The sequence below is a fragment of the Pantoea sp. B623 genome, from assembly GCF_024814475.1.
Taxonomy (GTDB): Bacteria; Pseudomonadota; Gammaproteobacteria; order Enterobacterales; family Enterobacteriaceae; genus Pantoea; species Pantoea ananatis.
On record NZ_JANUXM010000003.1, the window covers coordinates 184,147 to 202,024 of the forward strand.

Below are 17,878 nucleotides of genomic sequence, written 5' to 3' on the forward strand. Positions count from 1 at the left end.
GTCGTACACAGCGCTTTTTGTCGCCAGCAGGCACCGGCGGGCTTAGATCCCTAAAGAAGGCATCAGAAACTTTCCCAGTTAACCTTATCGACGTTGACTGCTTTCAAATCCGGCCTTTTCAGTGCGGGTACTGACGGGCTCACCGGCACACTGGCTGGTGAAGCAACCTGGGTGACACTGTCATTAACCTTAAAGGTTGAAACCAGTCTCGATAGCGTTTCTGCCTGCTCCTGCAGAGATTTAGACGCCGAAGACGCTTCTTCAACCAGTGAGGCGTTTTGCTGCGTCACTTCATCCATTTGCCCGATGGCCAGATGAACCTGCTCAATGCCTTTACTCTGCTCGGCCGTAGCGGCCGCAATTTCATTGACTAAATCAGCGACCTGTTGAATAGCATTGCTGACGTTGTCTGAATTGCTGCCCACGCTTGTTGCCTGCTCAAGGCCCTGCTCAACTTGTGAAACTGACACGTTGATAAGATCTTTAATCTCCCGGGCTGCGGACGAAGAGCGCTGTGCCAGATTACGGACCTCAGAGGCGACGACCGCGAACCCCCTACCGTGTTCACCGGCACGTGCCGCTTCTACCGCGGCATTAAGCGCCAGGATATTGGTCTGGAAAGCAATCCCCTCAATAAGCCCGGTGATTTCAGAAATTTTGGCAGAACTGCCGCGAATGTCGCCCATCGTCGTCAACATTTGACTGACTGCTGAGCCGTTTTGTTTGGACAGCGTATTGGCATTATTTGCCAGATTGCTGGCCTGTACCGCACCTTCCGCATTCTGACGCACGGTATCGCTCAGCGTCGCCATACTGACTGACGTTTCTTCCAGTGAAGCCGCCTGTTGTTCCGTACGCGATGACAGGTCTTCATTGCCCGCTGCGATTTGCGTCGCGCCCGTACTGACAGATTGCGCTGAATGGTTCACAGACATCAGAGTGGTGGATACACGTTTCAACAAATCATTAAACGCTGATGCGGTCTGGCCTATTTCATCGTTTCTGAGGACAGGCGCTGAACAGGTTAAATCAAGGTTATTACTGACGGTCGACATCGTATCTTTAATGCTGGTCAGGCTTCTTTTAATTCCCAGAATAATACTGACAGAGAACAGGCCGAGTAACACAATAACCAGCACGGATGCACTTGTCATCATCCAAAACGTCTGTGAATAAATACGGTTATTCTCTGCTCTTAATCCATCACCAATTTTAATATTCAAATCGATTTGTTTGGTGAAGTCAGACTCCATTTTGCGGGCAGCGGCGCCAATGCCGTTTTCGCCCTGAAGCTGTTCTAGCGACAGGGCATTATCGTGACTGCGCGAAGCTGCAAGAAATGCCGGAAGCGTGCTACGAACCGCGTCAAGGTTACGTTGCGCCTGTACCGTCATCGCTTTATCTTCATCACTGGAAATATCATTCGCCATATAGTAGTCATTCAGCGATTTAATATTATCAAGAATGCCATTGATTTTATCTTCAGCTGCGGACTGTTTCGCGCTGTCGGCCATCGACTGATGACGATACAATGCCAGCCCGAGCTGGTTAGTTGCACTGATTGACTTGTTCAGATCTTTAATGCTGGGTATCGCATTCACCTGAACATATTCAAAGCGCGACTGGAAACCGGATATCACGGATAATGAAACAGCAACGAGCGCACAAAGTGATAACGCCAGCAATGAAAATGCCAGCACCAAACGCTGGGTAATAGTCATAAAAGCCCCTGAGTGTGAAATTGAAAAAAGGTTATCGCAATGCATTCTTATCGGCACAGTACAAACCAGCTTTACCTGTTAATCAGAGATATATTTAATTTCTAAAACTTGATAAATAGAAAATAAAGACTAAGTCACTCAACCGCTGACGGGAATAAAAAATAATGACTTGCCTCAGCCTTTAGCGATTAAACCCTGTTCTATTTGCGCGTTGCCTTGCATAAGGTTGTTGTTTATCAGCCTGATATACAGACTCGTGACCTGATCGCCCCTGCCTGATGACAACGACATTCCAGACAGGTAAGGTGGCATTTTTTGTGACAGAGACGAATATGGAAAGGTTGTTTGTTTATGGCACCCTGTGTCCGGGCCGCAGTAACGCCTCTCTTCTGGAGAACATCGGTGGCGCCTGGCAGGCCGGAGTTGTCCGGGGCGTTTTTTTTACTGAAGGGCGCGGCGCGGCTGCAGGCTTCCCCGGTATTGTTGTGGACGATCGCGGGCCACAAGTGCAGGGCTTTCTTTTTTCCTCGGACAATCTGTACCTACACTGGCCGATGCTGGATGAATTTGAGGAGGGTTATGACCGGATCAGCGTTAAGGTGGCCCTGGAAAACGGTGACAGTGTCACCGCATGGATATATCAACTTCAGCCGCAGAGCATTCCGCAAGACAGTGAATAACGCCTTATCTGATCACTGCTTTATAGCGTGCCCGGCATGGGTTTCGGTTTTGGCCAGCGCAAGGGACGTCCGAACATCACCAGGTTACCGCCCAGGATCATCAGCAATCCCACCACGCTGTGGCTTTGCCAGTGATAGCCTTCATAAACCGTCGATAAGGTGAGGGCAACCAACGGAAACATCAGTGTTGTGTATGCGGCTTTAGCGGCGCCCGTACGTCTGACCAGGGTGAAATACGCCCAAAACGCAATGACCGAACCGAATATGGACAAATAAAGCAAGGCACTGAGGTAGCTCAGTGTCCAGAGCGGTGAGAAACTCACGCCACGAAGTAGAGCGATAATGCCCATGACCATTGCGCCGTATAACATAGCCCAGGCGTTAGTGGTCATGGTTTCCAGCTGTCTGCGCTGATGCCGCAGGCTGATCATGTTGCCCAGAGAAAAGCCAAACGTGCCCAACGCCGACAGGCCGATGCCTCGCCACAGTCCACCGCTTGCGCCGCTGATGTGCAGATCGTCCCAAAACAACAGGATCATGCCCGTTAATCCCAGCGTGACCGCAAACCAGAAACGCGGCTGGGGGCGCTGCCCAAAAAACAGATAACTGTTTACTGCGTTATACAGCACCGCCATGGAAAAAATCACGGACTCTAAACCGGTATTGATATAACCGGCGGCGGTGTAAAAGCACCAAAAATTAAAGCAAAATACACAGCAGCCCTGCAAAGCGCAAAACAGATGATCGCGCGGCGATAATCTGCGCAGGCGCCCCATTATCTGCAGGAGCGTCAGCAATAAAATACTGGCTATGGCGAAGCGCCAGAAAACGGACACCGTGACATCAACGGGCCCTTGTTGCAAAAAGATGGCAATCCAGGTTGTACCCCAGATAACCACGACCACAGCATAGAGTAATGCGTTCATACTTTTTCCTTTAAACGAAGCAGAACACAGTGTCCCAACTGATGAGGACGCACGCTTCTATGAACCTGCGTCTGATTTGCAAAATCTTGCGCATTTTAACGATACAGATCTGGCTACCTGCTGGCTCTCGCCCTAGACTGAGCCTCTGATGAACGGGCGGAAAAGAGTTATGTCTCGCGTTTACGACACGTTTGAAATACTGCGTCAAAATAAAGCTGTGTTGCGCGAATCGGTCATGCTTAACTCCGGCATCCGGCTGGCAGCATGGCACAACAAGCAAGACAGGATTACCGTAAACAGTAACCATCACACGCTAAGCCTGTATGTTGCCGATGGCTATGAGAGTTACCACAAAACCGCTTCCGGCTGGCGAAACGGCGGTGGACCAGATAAATTCTGCCTGATGCCGCAGCAGAGCGAATCCACATGGGACGTACGTAATAACCTCTCTTTTGTGCATCTCTATTGCACAGATGAGCATTTACGCGATGTGGGCGAGAAAATATGGGATCGCAGCCCGCTGTCGATTGCACTGGATGAGAAAATATTTTGCAGTGATGCCAGTATCACCACGTTGTATCGCCAGTTCTTACTCAGCTGTGACTGGCAGCAGCCCGCAAATCACCTCATGTTGAGCACTGCCAGCACCCTGTTATTAACTCATCTGATCCAGCACTATTCCAGCGTTCAGTGGCGGCCTCCGGCGGTAACGGGTGGACTGGCCCCCTTTGTATTACGCAATACGCTGGCTTTTATTGATGCGCACCTGGCATTGCCCCTCACGCTTGATGCACTGGCCACTCAGGCAAACCTGAGTGAGTACCATTTTGCCAGGATGTTTCGCCAGTCGCTCGGTATTGCGCCGCATCAGTACGTCATGCAGCGCCGCATGGAAAAAGCACAGCAGATGGTGCAGTCAACCTCGCTGCCGTTGACGCAAATCGCACTGGATACTGGCTTTAGTTCGCTAAGTCATTTCAGCCACCGCTTCAAACAGGTGACAGGCTTGACCCCTTCGCAACTGCGAATGGCGAATGGCGTGAAAGCGCCCTGAATCAGAGGCACTGGTAAGGGCTGATAACCGTGACCGGAAATCAGCAACGATAATTTCATGTCTGAGTAACTTAAACCTATCCTCACTCACCCACAGGTATTGGCTTTACTCACGTTGCATCCTGATTATACTAGGCACGCATTCATTCAGGCTTCATGGTATCGGCGTGATTGAAGGTTCGGATGGCTGTTTCGCAAAGCCGACCATGATTACCCGCATGACAATCGCCATTCTGGTCAGCCAGCAGTTAACGAATGAGGACTGTGGTCATGTTACTGTTCAAAAACGCGCTATTCCCTCCTCCCGCAAAGCGAGTGCAATCGCTGTAAGCCTTATTGACGCGATGTCTTGCTGTCGCAGCAGTTATTCCTACACGAGCAGCGTTAACAGCAGGCTGGATCATCCCTTTTTTGTCGCCATGCATGCGGATAGCCGCACAGGAACATGACGCCAAAATCAGCCGATAAAGAGGCTTACCGCCTATCGTTAAACCGTCAGACTTATCACCTGATGCAACATTGATATCGAGCGGCGTAATAAAGAGGTGCCTGCCGCCGAAACATCAGCGCACTCGGGCCGGGATAACGGCATGGGTTTCTGACAGGCAGAAGCCGGACGCTGTCTCACCGGGTGACGTTAATGTTCACATCATCGGATGCGATTAACCGTCATCATAATGACAAGGAAGCACATCATGAAGTTTTCATCTGAAAGCGCGATTTCGTTCATTTTTCTTTTAACCGGCCTGATCCTGACAGGATTGGGTATCTGGCAAATACTGACGCCGTGAGGTGACGCTATGCGTAAATTCACGCTTGATCGGATTTTTATTCAGGTGGTAGCTATCGCAGTCGTTTTTATCCTGCTTACCATCGTCATTCGCTAATCTCATCGGGCCAGACCGCCACAAGGTTTGGCCCGCGCCTCATCACTCCGCAATCTTTCCCCCAAAATCCGGCTTTCATAATCTCGCTCAACTTCTCTTTGCCGTTTATGCATTACCGTCTGATTGCTGAAAATGACAGCCTTAATGCAGTTTTTTTTTGTTCAATTGAGAGCATTTCTCTCAACGTCTGGGGAAAAATTATGAATCTATGCCACAATTTTTTAATTGGTGGGTTAGCAGCAATGATGACAATGGGGAGCGCGATGGCGACAGAGCATAACGATCTGACGGGTTATCGTGAGGGTGCAAAGGTTATTCAGGTCAAACCAACACGCAATCAGATAGATGCCATTAGTGGCATCGTTTATTCACAAATCACGACGGCACGAGAGACCAGGCCGCTCCATATGTCGCTGTTAGTGCCCCGCACCGACGCGCCTAAACCCGCCATCATTTATTTTCCCGGTGGCGGTTTTACCAGTGCCAATCACGATAAGTACATCCAGATGCGTATGGCGCTGGCAGAGGCTGGCTTTGTTGTGGCCGCTGCGGAATATCGCGTTGTACCGGATACCTTCCCGGCTCCGGTAAATGATGGTAAAGCGGCAGTGCGCTATTTGCGACAACATGCCGAGACATACGGCATTGATCCCGCGCGCATTGGTGTACTCGGCGATTCGGCTGGGGGATGGCTTGTGCAAATGCTCGGCACCACACAGGGGGAAACGGCGTTTGATCGCGGTGATTTCACCGATAAATCCTCAGATGTGCAGGCAGTGGCAACGCTATATGGCATATCCGACCTCCTTAACATTGGCGAAGGTTATGCCAATGAAATTCAAAAAGTTCATCAGTCACCTGCGGTAACCGAGGCATTGCTGGTGCACGGTCCAGCCTTTCGTGAGTTTGCTGGCGCAAGCATCATGGACGACACGGCAAAAGCACGGCATGCCAGCCCTATGGGACATTTACGTAACAGCAAGCCGCCTTTCCTGATTATGCACGGTGATAAAGATTCTCTGGTATCGCCCCATCAAAGTGCGCAGCTGTTTGATGCCCTCAGGAAAGCCGGTGAGAAAGTGGACTACGTTGTGGTAAAAGGGGCAGAGCATGCCGACCTCACCTGGTACCAGCCGGAAGTGATCCAGGAAGTCGTAAGCTGGTTTACGCGCGAACTCAAACCAGATACGGGCGTCGTTGCCGACCAATCTGGCCGTCCAAACGATAACCTGTAATCGCCAGGCAAGCCACTGCCCGTGGCTTGCCTCACTGAAGATTAATGCGCAACGGCAGCGGCTACCGCGCCTTTCGCCCCTTTATCAAGCAGAAGCTGATAGGCACGGGTTACCTGCTCCACAAAGTACGCATTATTTGCCAGCTCCTCACCAAAAATGGCATCGACACCTAATAATGCTTTCACCCTCGCCTCGCCATCAGCACTGGATCCCACAGCAGCGTTCAAAGTGGGTAATAACGGGTCGATCACTTCAATCGGATTTCCCTGCTCGTCTACGCCTGAGACATAGCGCATCCAACCGGCAATGCCCAGGGCGAGCAGGTCAAAATCACTTTCGTATCTGAGATGCCAACGAACCGAGTCCAGCCAGCGCTGAGGAAGTTTCTGGCTGCCATCCATGGCTATCTGCCAGGCACGGTGCTTTAACGCATGGTTTTCAAAGCGCGCGATCAGCAGGTCAGCATAACGCGTCAGATCCACGCCCTTAACTTGCAATGTCGGTGCCTGCTCCTGCAGCATCAACGTTCGTGCTGCCCGACTGAAATCGGGATCCTCCATGCAGTCACAAATATGTTCATAGCCCGCCAGATAACCAAGATAGGCCAGAAATGAGTGACTGCCGTTTAACATGCGCAACTTCATTTCTTCGTACGGGACAACATCGTTAACGAGTTCTGCGCCGGCCTTTTCCCACTCAGGACGTCCGGCTACGAAGTTATCCTCTATCACCCATTGCCTGAAGGGTTCACAGGCCACCGCCAGAGCATCCTGCACCCCTGTTACCTGCGCAATTTTATTCAGGCTTTCCTGGGTGACGGCGGGTACGATACGATCCACCATGGTAGAGGGAAAGGTGACGTGCTGTTCGATCCAGCTTGCCAGTTCGCGATCGCATTGCCGCGCATAGGCGCAAACGACCCCGGCAATCACCCTGCCATTTTCAGGAATGTTATCGCAGGACATGACGCTGAAGGCGGCTAACCCCGCCGCTCTGCGGCGGGCCAGCGCTTCAACGATGATGCCTGGGGCGGAATGGGGCTGATGGGGCTGTGCTAAGTCAGCTACGATGAGGGGATGGTCACGCATCAGTTCGCCTGTCGCGGGCGCGTGGCAGTAGCCCTTTTCGGTAATCGTTAACGACACAATGGCAACCTGCGGCTGGCATAGCGCCTCCAGCACGGCTTCAGTGCCATCAACCTGCGCATGAAGCGCCTGCCTGACGACGCCAACCACCCTGCCTGACCACGCACTGGCGGACATTTCTGCCACGGTATAGAGAAAATCCTGACGCTTGAGATCGGCAATCTGTTGCTCACCGCCGATAAGATTGACTTCAATATAACCCCAGTTGCTGCTGTGTTCAGCAGCAAGAACGTCTGCATAGACAGCCTGATGGGCACGGTGAAACGCACCAAATCCGAGATGAACGATTCTCGGAACCAGATTATGGCGATCCCACTGTGGAACGGTGGCGTTAGCACTGAGTAATTTATTTGGCATTGTAATCTCACTGTTAATTAAAGTTATTATTTGGTTATTTCCGGCATGATTCGCTGTGTCCTTGCGTGACATAACAGCATTGATGAAAAAAGGGTAATTAAAATTAAATGACCGCCGCGACAAAATGATCAATTAGTGGATTGCAGATTGTGCGTTGAACAATTTTTTCGTCAAAACCAAGATTATCGCTATGAAAATATGCAAGTCCACTACCATACCAGAAGCAACACCTGAATTGTGACATGTGCTGGGATGAGATAGCGAAATAAATAACACGCATTTAAGGAATACACCTCACAAGCCTGTTTCCATGAGGTTAAATTGGTGGTTTTTATGTTATTAATATTTTAAGACATAAGTAATCAGAGACAGCACCGTCTCTGGCGAAAAATTCTTATATCCGGAAAAAGGCGTAATGCCTGACAGGGCGTTATGTAAAATAAATTCAAATTTATTCAAAACGTGTGATGCAGGAAAATGAACCCTTCATAACTAGCTCCATTATGACAACACTGTTTCATCGTCGGTCCGATCAAGTTTGAGTTAGTTATTTCTTACGCGATTCGCGATGGCTTTCATTGTGACAATTTAATGACATAGATGTACATCAAGTATTTATAATTTAATGCTTACCATGAGGGAAACAGAGCATCAGGTAGCACTGATTCCTCATTTTTCCGGCGGATTACCACGCATAATTCCAGCTGTGTTCATGACATCCATGAACCAAGGAGGAAATTATGTGGAAATTGAACTCTGTGATTGATATGCAAGGAACAAACCCTTACCTCATTCTTGTCAATAACCTTGGTGATACCCGACTGTTACCCTGTAAGAATATTAATCCTGCCTTCTTGAGAACCCTGAATTTTTCTGATCTTGAAACCAGTCTGTTAACTGAACGAGTAAAAATCAATAATAAATCAGCAAAATAAATACCACTGTCCCGATCTCTCCTGGCCCTCTGACTGGTTTTAATGAGGGCCGCTCTTGTTAAAACCCCAATTCACATTGCTCAGACCTTATCTCAGGATGTTGCCATGAAGAGATGCATGTTTGCCTTCAGGTAAGATTCCGCGCAACGCGACTGCAGCAGCAGGGTATTACCCTTTAGCCTGCTGCCTGTCATCACACCTTGAATAACAGGTCGTTATACGCTTTGTCGATCGGGGCTTACTGAGCCCCGACACTGAGCTTCAGCCAGCTTGTCCGTGGGGGCATCGCGGCTGAAGCCTGAGAAGTGTTGAAGACGTGAGTCGCTCAGCCCCCGGCAAGGGACACTGGGCTAATCAGGCAGCACGAGAGCACAGGATGGTGATGGTGATAAGGTGCACACATCGCGCTCGCTTCACTTTAGCTAAACGAAGGCAGCAGCCGGAATACATCAAGTACCACCGTCAGGTAAACGAATCCCCCCACCACGATAACCAGATTAAGGATCATGTTATTACAGGGTGCGGTATAGACTGCAGTGGGAAAACGCTTGCGGGCCGCTTTCACAAGAAAAGGCGGCAGAATAACGCTCCAGATCGTAAAGGCCAGACCGGCATAGCCAATTGCATAGACAAAGCCACCGGGCAGGATGAAACAAACGACAGCGGGTGGCAAATACGTTACCAGGGCCGTCTTAAACCGGCCAGAACGGTCGTCTGAAAAATGAAACAGATCGGCAATATAATCGAAAAGCCCCAGCGTCGCGGCTAGCAATGAACTGGCTACCGCAAAATTACCAAAGAAAGTGAGGATCAGATCCATAGACGTGCTGGTAAATAAGCCCCCTATTGCCTCGACAAATACATCAATATTCCCCCCTTTGGCGATAATGGGCGAAAAATCGGCGCGGCTGATATTGCCCATGGTGACGACCAACCAGAATATGTAAAGCAGCAGAGCGAAAGCCGTGCCAATAAAAATCGACCGGGTGATATTCTCAACCCCCTGAGTGCCATACAGCTTCACCAGACTGGGCACGTTGCCGTGGAAACCGTAAGAGATGATGCAGAAAGGTAGCGTCATTAAAATATAAGGCAGATATTACGTGTCAGGCAGCGCCCAGGCGGCACTGTCAATAAGTTTAGCGCCTTCGACATGCCATATCAGGCCAGAGAAGGTAGCAAAAAAGGCAACAAACTTCCCGATAATTAACACCGTTGTAATACGGCCAACCAAAAGCGAGCTGTACCATGCGATGCCACCGACCAACACGCTTACGATGATCACAGATAAGCGGGCTGGAAGATAAAATCCGCTGTATTTTTCTACCGTCTGAGAGATGACAGCAGAAGAGCCAGAAATATAAGCATAAGTTAAAATATACAAGACAAAGCCAAATGCGATACCCACCACAACATTCCATTTATGACCTAATAAATCCTTTGTGAAGGTGTTAAAACTCGCACCACCGCCATAATGGAGATTGACTTCAACCAGCATCAGTCCGGTTAACAGCATCATTATGGCAATGAGCGTTAAAATAATTGATGCGCCTGGGAACCATATGCCAGCCATAGCAATCGGCAGTGAGAACATTCCGCCACCTATGACGGTGGCAATGATAAGCATCGTTCCACTCATTAAACCGGGTGTTGTTTTCTTAATAACCATGAGAAATTCTCCTGTTGACTCTTTATTATCATTTTGGCGTCATTCTGAATCCGCTGGATAATAACGGTTCTACTGCAGACCTGCCATGGCGGCAGGTCTGAAATAAAGGAAGGGTGATAGGAGAGAAACAGGGCCCCTGCGGGGCCAGGGTTGTATTAAATAAAGTCAAAACGCGCAGTAAAGAAGCGAAGTTGTTTAGGTTCATAAACAAACGTCAGACCACGAATATCTTCTTTATGCTGGTACAGTTTAATGATGCCATCGGCAACAACATCCATGTGCGCGTAAGTGTAAACACGGCGTGGAATAGTGAGACGTACCGTCTCCAGTTTGGGGCGATGGTTCTCCCCCGTTTCCTTGCTGCGACCGGCGGAAACAATTCCACGTTCCATACTTCGCACGCCGGTTTCCATATAGATGCTGGCTGCCAGGCTCTGCGCAGGGAACTGATCCTGCGTCAGGTGTGGACAGAAACGACGAGCATCAAGAAATACCGCATGTCCGCCCGTCGGTTCAACAATGGGTACGCCGGCTTCACGGAGTTTATCGCCCAGATAGCGCACCTGTTTGACCCGATGTTCAATATATTCATACTGCATGGCTTCACGTAGCCCAATAGCCATCGCTTCCATATCCCGACCGGCCAGCCCGCCGTATGACGGCATACCTTCATAAACGACAACCAACTCTTTTGCCGCTGAGAACATCTCCTCATCGTTCATACACAAGAAGCCGCCGATATTCACCAGACAATCTTTTTTACCGCTCATGGTGCACCCATCGGCATAGCTGAACATTTCATGCACGATATCTTTGATACTGACGTTCTCGTAGCCCGCCTCCTGCTCTTTGATAAAATAGGCATTTTCAACGCAACGGGTAGCATCGTAATAGATCTTAATGCCATACGTGCTGGCCATTTCATGTACGGCACGCATATTCGCCATTGAAACGGGCTGCCCACCCGCCAGATTCACGGTGACCGCAAGGCAGATATAGGCGATGTTCTCGGCGCCTTTTTCTTTAATGAGCGTCGCTAATTTATTCAGGTCAATATTACCTTTAAAGGGGAGATTCAGGCTGGCGTCATGTGCTTCATCGCGGACAATATCCACAAAGGTTGCGCCATTTTTTTCCTGATGGAAGCGGGTTGTTGTAAAGTACATATTTCCTGCGACATATTGACCGGGCTTAATGGCCAGCTGCGAGAGCAGGTTTTCCGCCCCGCGTCCCTGGTGGGTTGGAACGATGTGTTTGAAACCAAACAACTCTTTCACCGTTTTTTCGAGATGGTAGAAGTTTTCACTGCCTGCGTAGGCTTCATCACCAATCATCATCCCTGCCCACTGCTTGTCACTCATGGCATTTGTACCGCTGTCTGTCAGCAGATCGATGTAGATATCCTTTGAATTCAGTAAAAACGTGTTATAGCCCGCTTCTTGCATTTTTTTAACACGCTCATCGCGTGAGATCATTGATACGGTTTCAACACTTTTAATGCGGAAAGGCTCGGCAGGATAGTTCATGTTTATTTCTCCAGTTATCCATTTTCATACGCAGAAAAATGCGCGTCGAATAAGTCTGGTGCATAGATGAAATGCACAGGAAGATATAACAATAACCTCAGAATTGAGGTGGAAATAATACGACACCATCATGCGGGATTTATCATGCGATGAAAATAGCCGCGTCACTATGCGCGCCTTTCTGACAATGTATAAAACGTAAAAATGATTAAACATCAAAAAAGATCGGCCATGTATGCTGAATATTCATAGCGTTAGCGTAACGGCCGTCGGTCATACAGAAACAGAAAAGTCGGTTAAGGTTGATAACAATGAAAACTTATCTTTCCATTTTCTTTATAGGTAATAAATGTGACATTTTTAACCAGATAATATGAGGCAGCGATCACCTAAAAAATGAATAATCACAGCGGTTGCTTAAAATCCGTAAACTTCAATGTACATCTCCGAGTTATTAACTGAGCGGCGAATGTTAATGACGTTGAAATAAGAAAGTCGCTACAGCACTGAGACAATCCATTCATATTATCCCACTGAGGCAGGTCGCTGCCGATCAAAACTTAAATAAAGAGAACTTATGTAATAGAGCATGACTATCTGCTCGTAGTCATTTGCAAGCGAAGTGGAGGTAACGTGTTGAGGTGGATGGGTTGTGGACAGCGATGACGCTTCAGCCCGGTGGAGAAAAGGCGATGTCTTGCCATCGCCTGAGTGACCAGAAAGCATTAGCTTTCGATAAATTATTACTCCCGGGTAATCTTCATGGCCATATCAATTGATATCGCCATACTCTCCGGATTAGCCTTACCTGTCCAGGCGATGTTAAATGCCGTACCGTGATCGGCTGAAGTACGCAGGAAAGGCAATCCTGCCGTGATGTTCACCCCGTCGTAAAAGCCAAGCAGCTTAAGCGGAATATGCCCCTGATCGTGATACATGGCGACAACAATGTCGTACATGTCTTCGTTACACTGCATGAAAACGGTGTCCGGTGGACAGGGGCCGTACACATCCATGCCCTGCGCTTTCATCGCTTCGACAGCGGGCGTCAGAATACGGATCTCTTCATCGCCAAACAGACCATTTTCACCCGCATGTGGGTTTACTCCTGCCACCGCAATACGCGGTTGGGTGAAACCGACCCGGCGTAAAAAGGTATCGGCAATCCTGACCACCGTTTCCACCCGCGCCTGACTCAGCGTATCCAGAAACTTGCGCAGGGAAATATGTGTGGTGACATGAATGACTTTCAGTTTATCGGTGTAGAGCACCATCGAATAATCTTTGGTGTCCGTTAGCTTCGCGAGTAATTCGGTATGGCCCGGATAATGATGCCCTGCCAGATGCAGCGCTTCTTTATTCAGCGGCGCAGTCGCAATCGCCTTTACCTCACCACGCAGCGCCATTTCTGTCGCGCGCTTGATGCAACGGTAGGCCACGTCACCGGCTTCTGGCTGAACCACACCACATTGCAACGCTTCGGGATGCGCCACCTTCTCATCAATAATATGAAGGATGCCGGGCGTGAACCGTGCCTCAGAAACCTGGTCGATCACCCGGAGTTCAACCTGAGGTGTGATGTTCATGGCCAGTATGCGGCGGAAAGTCTCAGCGCAGCCGATAACAACCGCGGGTGAACCATTCAATGCACCTTCGGCTAACGCTTTAATAATGATTTCAGGACCGATCCCGGCAGGATCTCCCATTGTTATAGCAACAGTATTCGTCACCTGTTTTCTCCTCAACGAAGCTCAATATTTCTGAAAGGGTGGTTTCATCTCCGAAAACACCGACTTTAATCAATACAGTCAGACTCCGGCCGCGACCGGGAAAGTATCTGTATGGCGCACAATCACCCGCCCGGCCCTCAATTCTGAATCCCGTCGCGCACGATGCCGTCGCAATCTCCGCACCTGAGTAATACCGCATTTGACGGTGCGCTGCGCATCACCAACGGAACACGCACCAGGCAGCAAATCGCGTGCTGCTCACTGACGGCTTCAGCTAAAGGCGCGTTTACACACAGCGACCAGGTGTGCAAATCATCCGCTCGATCATTTGATTATATTCAATCACAATCGATTATATGTGAGCAAGATCAATTTAATAAAGCGCTATTTTATTTATAAATTTAGTCGCTGAGTGATTGCGCTACAGCAGCATGATGAATTTCAGTCATAAACGGGGAGAAGAATGTGGCCATAATTAACAGCACGATATTAAGCGGTTCTCATGCGATAAACGCACTGGCGCCCGTCGTGGCGGGCAGAAAACGACTGCTGGTTTTAACAGATAAAAACATTGTGAATTTGCCGGCAACAGCGCAGATCCTCACACTACTGGGGCAGGATGCTCGTCAGGTAGAGCTCATTGACGATGTTCCGGCAGAGCCGACGCATACTGACGTTGAAACAGTGCTGACGCGCACGGCAGGTAAGGCCTATGATTTGGTCGTGGGTGTTGGTGGCGGAAGCGTGTTGGATGTGGCGAAGCTCCTCTCGGTTTTATGCCATGCGTCCCGTCCTTCGCTCAAGGCTCTGCTGGACGGTCAGAAAATTGAAGCGCGCTTGCCGTCGCTGCTCATTCCTTCTACCGCGGGCACAGGATCGGAATCGACCCCAAATGCCATTCTGGCCATTCCCGAGCAAAATACCAAAGTCGGTATTATTTCGCCTGTCATGCTGCCAGATTATGTTGCCCTGATACCTGAGCTGACAACCAGCATGCCCGCGCATATCGCCTCCTCAACGGGAATTGATGCGCTGTGCCATTTACTTGAGTGCTACACCGCGACGATTTCGAATCCTGTCGGTGACAATGTTGCACTCATGGGGTTGTATAAATTATTCCGTCATCTGGAAACCTCCGTTAATGAACCGCATAACCTGACAGCCAAGCTGGAAATGCTGTGGGCCTCTTATTATGGCGGTGCAGCCATTGCCCATGCCGGTACCCATCTTGTTCATGCCCTGTCCTATCCCTTAGGCGGTACCTGGCATCTGCCTCACGGTGTCGCTAACGCCATTCTGCTGGCGCCCTGCATGAAAGTAGTGCGGCCCTTTGCGGTGGAGAAATTTGCCAACGTCTGGGATCTGATCCCGGAAGCCGATACCACGCTGAGTCAGGAAGAGAAATCACATGCGCTGGTTGACTATCTGGCCAAATTAGTCAAACGCCTCAACCTGCCTGATAACCTGGAAGCCCTGGGTGTGCCATCCGATGATATCGATTCCCTCAGTGAAGCGGCTCTGAACGTGAAGCGATTGATGAACAATTCGCCTTGCGTAGTCAGCCATCAGGATGTGGCTGCAATTTACCGGACACTTTTCCCCAGGATTTAATTTAAAAAAGGAGTGGGTAATGCGTAAGAAAATTGAAGGTGTGTTAACAGCTATTGTTACCCCTTTTGATAAAGAAGGCGGACTTAACCTTGATGAACTTAAGCGTCAGGTTATTCGCCAACTTAATGCGGGCAACGGTATTTTCTGTGGCGGCACTAACGGTGAGTTTTTTGTCCTTAATGAGAAAGAGAAACTCACTGTTACTGAAACCTGTGTTAATGAAGTATCGGGGCGCGGAAACGTTGTGGCGCATATTGGTGAGATTTCCACCCGCGAAACCATTCGGCTGGGCAAACAAATCGAAAAACTGGGCGTGGACGCAGTTTCGGTGATTACGCCTTATTTTGTGCCGCTTAATCAGCGCGAACTTATTCATCATTACACGGCCATTGCGGATGCCCTTTCCGTTCCGGTGTTTTTATATAACATTCCGGCCAGGACGGGTAATACGATCGAGCCACAAACGGCCCGCACACTTGCTGAACACCCGAATATTATTGGCGTGAAAGACAGCGCGGGAAGCTATGAAAGCCTGAAAGGTTATCTGGATGCCGTTAAAGACAGTAAAGACTTCGATGTGCTGAACGGTCCGGACTCACTGATTCACCAGGGCTATGTCGAGGGATGCTCAGCCTGTATTTCAGGCCTGGCTAACGTCGCGCCGCGTCAAATCAATGCTATCTGGTCTCGCTTCCATGCCGGAGATCGTGAAGGATCGCGGCTGGCGCAAGAGCAGGTCACGGGCTTACGCACAGACCTTTATAAAGTGGCATTTTCACCCGCAGCAGTTAAAAAAGCGTTGCAGATTTTAGGTTATAACGTGGGCGAAAGCCGTTATGCCGTTCACTTTGATACCGCACAGGAAGATGAAATCCGCAGAATCATCAACCTGTACCTGAAATGATAATAAGAAGTAATAAAACGTAAAGACAGGGAGTCGCTGTGCTCCCCGAATTTATCTTGTTATATCTGAGGCTATAATGAAAACTTTCAACGCTCAGGACACCCTGATAATTATTGGCATCGTGGTGGCTTATATTTTATTTACCACCTGGCTAACGTTTCGCTTACGCAGTAAAAACTCTGGCGATTTTATGGAAGGCTCACGCGCCATGCCCGCCTTTATTGTTGGTATTCTGCTGATGTCAGAATATATAGGGGCAAAGTCGACCATCGGCACCGCGCAGGCCGCTTTTGAAGGCGGTATTGCCGCGTCATGGTCTGTTATTGGTGCGGCAATCGGTTTTCCGTTATTTGGTATGATTCTGGTTAAACGTATTTATAACACCGGCAAAATTACCATTTCGGGCGCCATCGCTGAAAAATACGGTAGCAGTACCAAGAATATCATTTCACTGATTATGATTTATGCCCTGCTGCTGGTAAACGTGGGTAATTATGTGAGTGGTGCCGCAGCTATCGCGACGGTCTTACACGTTACCCTGCCCATTGCTGCGTTTATCACCGCTATCGTCAGTACCTTCTACTTTGCGTTTGGTGGTTTAAAGGGAATTGCCTGGGTCACCATGCTGCACAGCGCGCTGAAGTATTTTGGTATTCTGGCTATTTTGTGGTTTGCACTGTCGCAAACGGGCGGCTTCAAACCCATGATCGACGAAATGCCCGCCTATTACTGGACCTGGGATGGTAATATCGGCGTATCAACCATCGTTGCCTGGCTCATCGGTACTATTGGTTCGATTTTCTGCACACAGTTTGTTATTCAGGCTATCTCCTCAACTAAAGACGTGAAATCTGCCCAGCGCTCCACGTGGATTGCTTTCCTGTTCTGTATGCCGATTGCGCTGGCGATTGCGGTGATCGGTGTGGCCGCAAAGTACCTGCATCCAGAAATTAACAGCCTGTACGCCATGCCGGTGTTTTTGCAGGACATGAACCCCTGGCTGGCTGGTCTGGTAACGACCTCGCTGGTGGCCTCCATCTTTGTCAGCGTCAGTACCGTCGCTCTGGCGATCGCCTCACTGGTAGTGAAAGATTTCTATGTGCCTTATTTCAAACCGACGCCCGATCAGGAATTTAAAACAACGCGCTGGTTATCACTGTTGATTGGTTTCCTGCCGTTGATTTTTGTTCTGTTCGTGCCTGAAGTCTTAAAACTCTCTTTCTTTACACGTGCTATTCGTCTGTCTATTACCGTTGTTGCGGTGATTGCCTTCTACGCGCCGTTCTACAGAAGTACGCGTGGGGCAAATGCGGGCCTGGTGGGCGCCTGTGTGGTGACTTCCATCTGGTACCTGTTAGGCGATCCTTTTGGTATCAACAACATGTATATCGCGCTACTGACACCGGCATTGATTATGGCTATTGACCATATGATCCCAAGTAAAGCCCGGACCCAGGCCGCTGAAGAGGCAAAAAATGCAGCAAGCAAAGGAGAATAAA

General features: G+C 49.4%; 14 protein-coding genes and 1 pseudogene. 9 read left to right on the forward strand and 6 right to left on the reverse strand.

Translation table 11 applies throughout. The annotated features are described in order from the left end of the window. Nucleotides 1-62: 62 nt before the first annotated feature. Nucleotides 63-1,721 (reverse strand): methyl-accepting chemotaxis protein, encoded by a 1,659-nt coding sequence (locus tag NXS97_RS01435; protein WP_014333091.1) that lies wholly within the window; start codon nucleotides 1,719-1,721, stop codon nucleotides 63-65. Between the two features lie 332 nt (nucleotides 1,722-2,053). On the opposite strand from NXS97_RS01435, the gene NXS97_RS01440 reads away from it, so the two are divergent. After that, the gene (locus NXS97_RS01440; RefSeq protein WP_259231649.1) at nucleotides 2,054-2,401 is read left to right on the forward strand and encodes a gamma-glutamylcyclotransferase family protein; all 348 of its coding nucleotides are present in this window, start codon (nucleotides 2,054-2,056) and stop codon (nucleotides 2,399-2,401) included. 20 nt (nucleotides 2,402-2,421) lie between these two features. Here NXS97_RS01440 and NXS97_RS01445 read toward each other — a convergent pair whose 3' ends face one another. Continuing rightward, nucleotides 2,422-3,327 (reverse strand): DMT family transporter, encoded by a 906-nt coding sequence (locus NXS97_RS01445; protein ID WP_013027824.1) that lies wholly within the window; start codon nucleotides 3,325-3,327, stop codon nucleotides 2,422-2,424. 169 nt (nucleotides 3,328-3,496) lie between these two features. Between NXS97_RS01445 and NXS97_RS01450 the strand changes: the two genes are divergently transcribed. The 4 genes from NXS97_RS01450 to NXS97_RS01465 all read left to right on the forward strand — a co-directional run bounded on the left by NXS97_RS01450 (nucleotide 3,497) and on the right by NXS97_RS01465 (nucleotide 6,502). Continuing rightward, entirely contained in the window at nucleotides 3,497-4,381 is an 885-nt protein-coding gene (locus NXS97_RS01450) for a helix-turn-helix domain-containing protein (protein ID WP_014598165.1), read from the forward strand. Between the two features lie 166 nt (nucleotides 4,382-4,547). After that, nucleotides 4,548-4,829 (forward strand): hypothetical protein, encoded by a 282-nt coding sequence (locus NXS97_RS01455; protein ID WP_013027822.1) that lies wholly within the window; start codon nucleotides 4,548-4,550, stop codon nucleotides 4,827-4,829. Between the two features lie 351 nt (nucleotides 4,830-5,180). After that, the gene (gene mgtU / locus NXS97_RS23275; protein WP_353938854.1) at nucleotides 5,181-5,267 is read left to right on the forward strand and encodes a magnesium transporter protection protein MgtU; all 87 of its coding nucleotides are present in this window, start codon (nucleotides 5,181-5,183) and stop codon (nucleotides 5,265-5,267) included. 200 nt (nucleotides 5,268-5,467) lie between these two features. Beyond that, nucleotides 5,468-6,502: an alpha/beta hydrolase gene (locus NXS97_RS01465; protein WP_064374365.1), complete on the forward strand. Its 1,035-nt coding sequence runs from the start codon at nucleotides 5,468-5,470 to the stop codon at nucleotides 6,500-6,502. 41 nt (nucleotides 6,503-6,543) lie between these two features. On the opposite strand, the gene NXS97_RS01470 is transcribed toward NXS97_RS01465, so the two are convergent. Beyond that, on the reverse strand, nucleotides 6,544-8,004 hold the full coding sequence (locus tag NXS97_RS01470) for a mannitol dehydrogenase family protein (RefSeq protein ID WP_105077579.1): 1,461 nt from the start codon (nucleotides 8,002-8,004) through the stop codon (nucleotides 6,544-6,546). 740 nt (nucleotides 8,005-8,744) lie between these two features. Between NXS97_RS01470 and NXS97_RS01475 the strand changes: the two genes are divergently transcribed. Beyond that, on the forward strand, nucleotides 8,745-8,939 hold the full coding sequence (locus NXS97_RS01475; RefSeq protein WP_013027819.1) for a hypothetical protein: 195 nt from the start codon (nucleotides 8,745-8,747) through the stop codon (nucleotides 8,937-8,939). Nucleotides 8,940-9,357: 418 nt separating this feature from the next. On the opposite strand, the pseudogene NXS97_RS01480 reads toward NXS97_RS01475, so the two are convergent. The 3 genes and pseudogenes from NXS97_RS01480 to NXS97_RS01490 all read right to left on the reverse strand — a co-directional run bounded on the left by NXS97_RS01480 (nucleotide 9,358) and on the right by NXS97_RS01490 (nucleotide 13,864). Further along, nucleotides 9,358-10,608, reverse strand: a pseudogene (locus NXS97_RS01480) (aromatic amino acid transporter). A 155-nt stretch (nucleotides 10,609-10,763) separates the two neighbouring features. Beyond that, complete coding sequence (locus tag NXS97_RS01485) at nucleotides 10,764-12,134, reverse strand: tyrosine phenol-lyase (RefSeq protein WP_022622990.1); 1,371 nt, start codon at nucleotides 12,132-12,134, stop codon at nucleotides 10,764-10,766. A 743-nt stretch (nucleotides 12,135-12,877) separates the two neighbouring features. Further along, on the reverse strand, nucleotides 12,878-13,864 hold the full coding sequence (locus NXS97_RS01490) for a D-threonate 4-phosphate dehydrogenase (protein WP_014598170.1): 987 nt from the start codon (nucleotides 13,862-13,864) through the stop codon (nucleotides 12,878-12,880). A 465-nt stretch (nucleotides 13,865-14,329) separates the two neighbouring features. Between NXS97_RS01490 and NXS97_RS01495 the strand changes: the two genes are divergently transcribed. The 3 genes from NXS97_RS01495 (at nucleotide 14,330) to NXS97_RS01505 (ending at nucleotide 17,877) form a co-directional block, all read left to right on the forward strand. Continuing rightward, the gene (locus NXS97_RS01495; RefSeq protein ID WP_013027815.1) at nucleotides 14,330-15,475 is read left to right on the forward strand and encodes an iron-containing alcohol dehydrogenase; all 1,146 of its coding nucleotides are present in this window, start codon (nucleotides 14,330-14,332) and stop codon (nucleotides 15,473-15,475) included. Between the two features lie 19 nt (nucleotides 15,476-15,494). Further along, entirely contained in the window at nucleotides 15,495-16,379 is an 885-nt protein-coding gene (locus tag NXS97_RS01500; protein ID WP_013027814.1) for a dihydrodipicolinate synthase family protein, read from the forward strand. Nucleotides 16,380-16,455: 76 nt separating this feature from the next. Further along, nucleotides 16,456-17,877, forward strand: coding sequence for a sodium:solute symporter family protein (locus NXS97_RS01505; RefSeq protein WP_013027813.1), 1,422 nt, complete (start codon nucleotides 16,456-16,458; stop codon nucleotides 17,875-17,877). Nucleotide 17,878 lies beyond the last annotated feature (1 nt).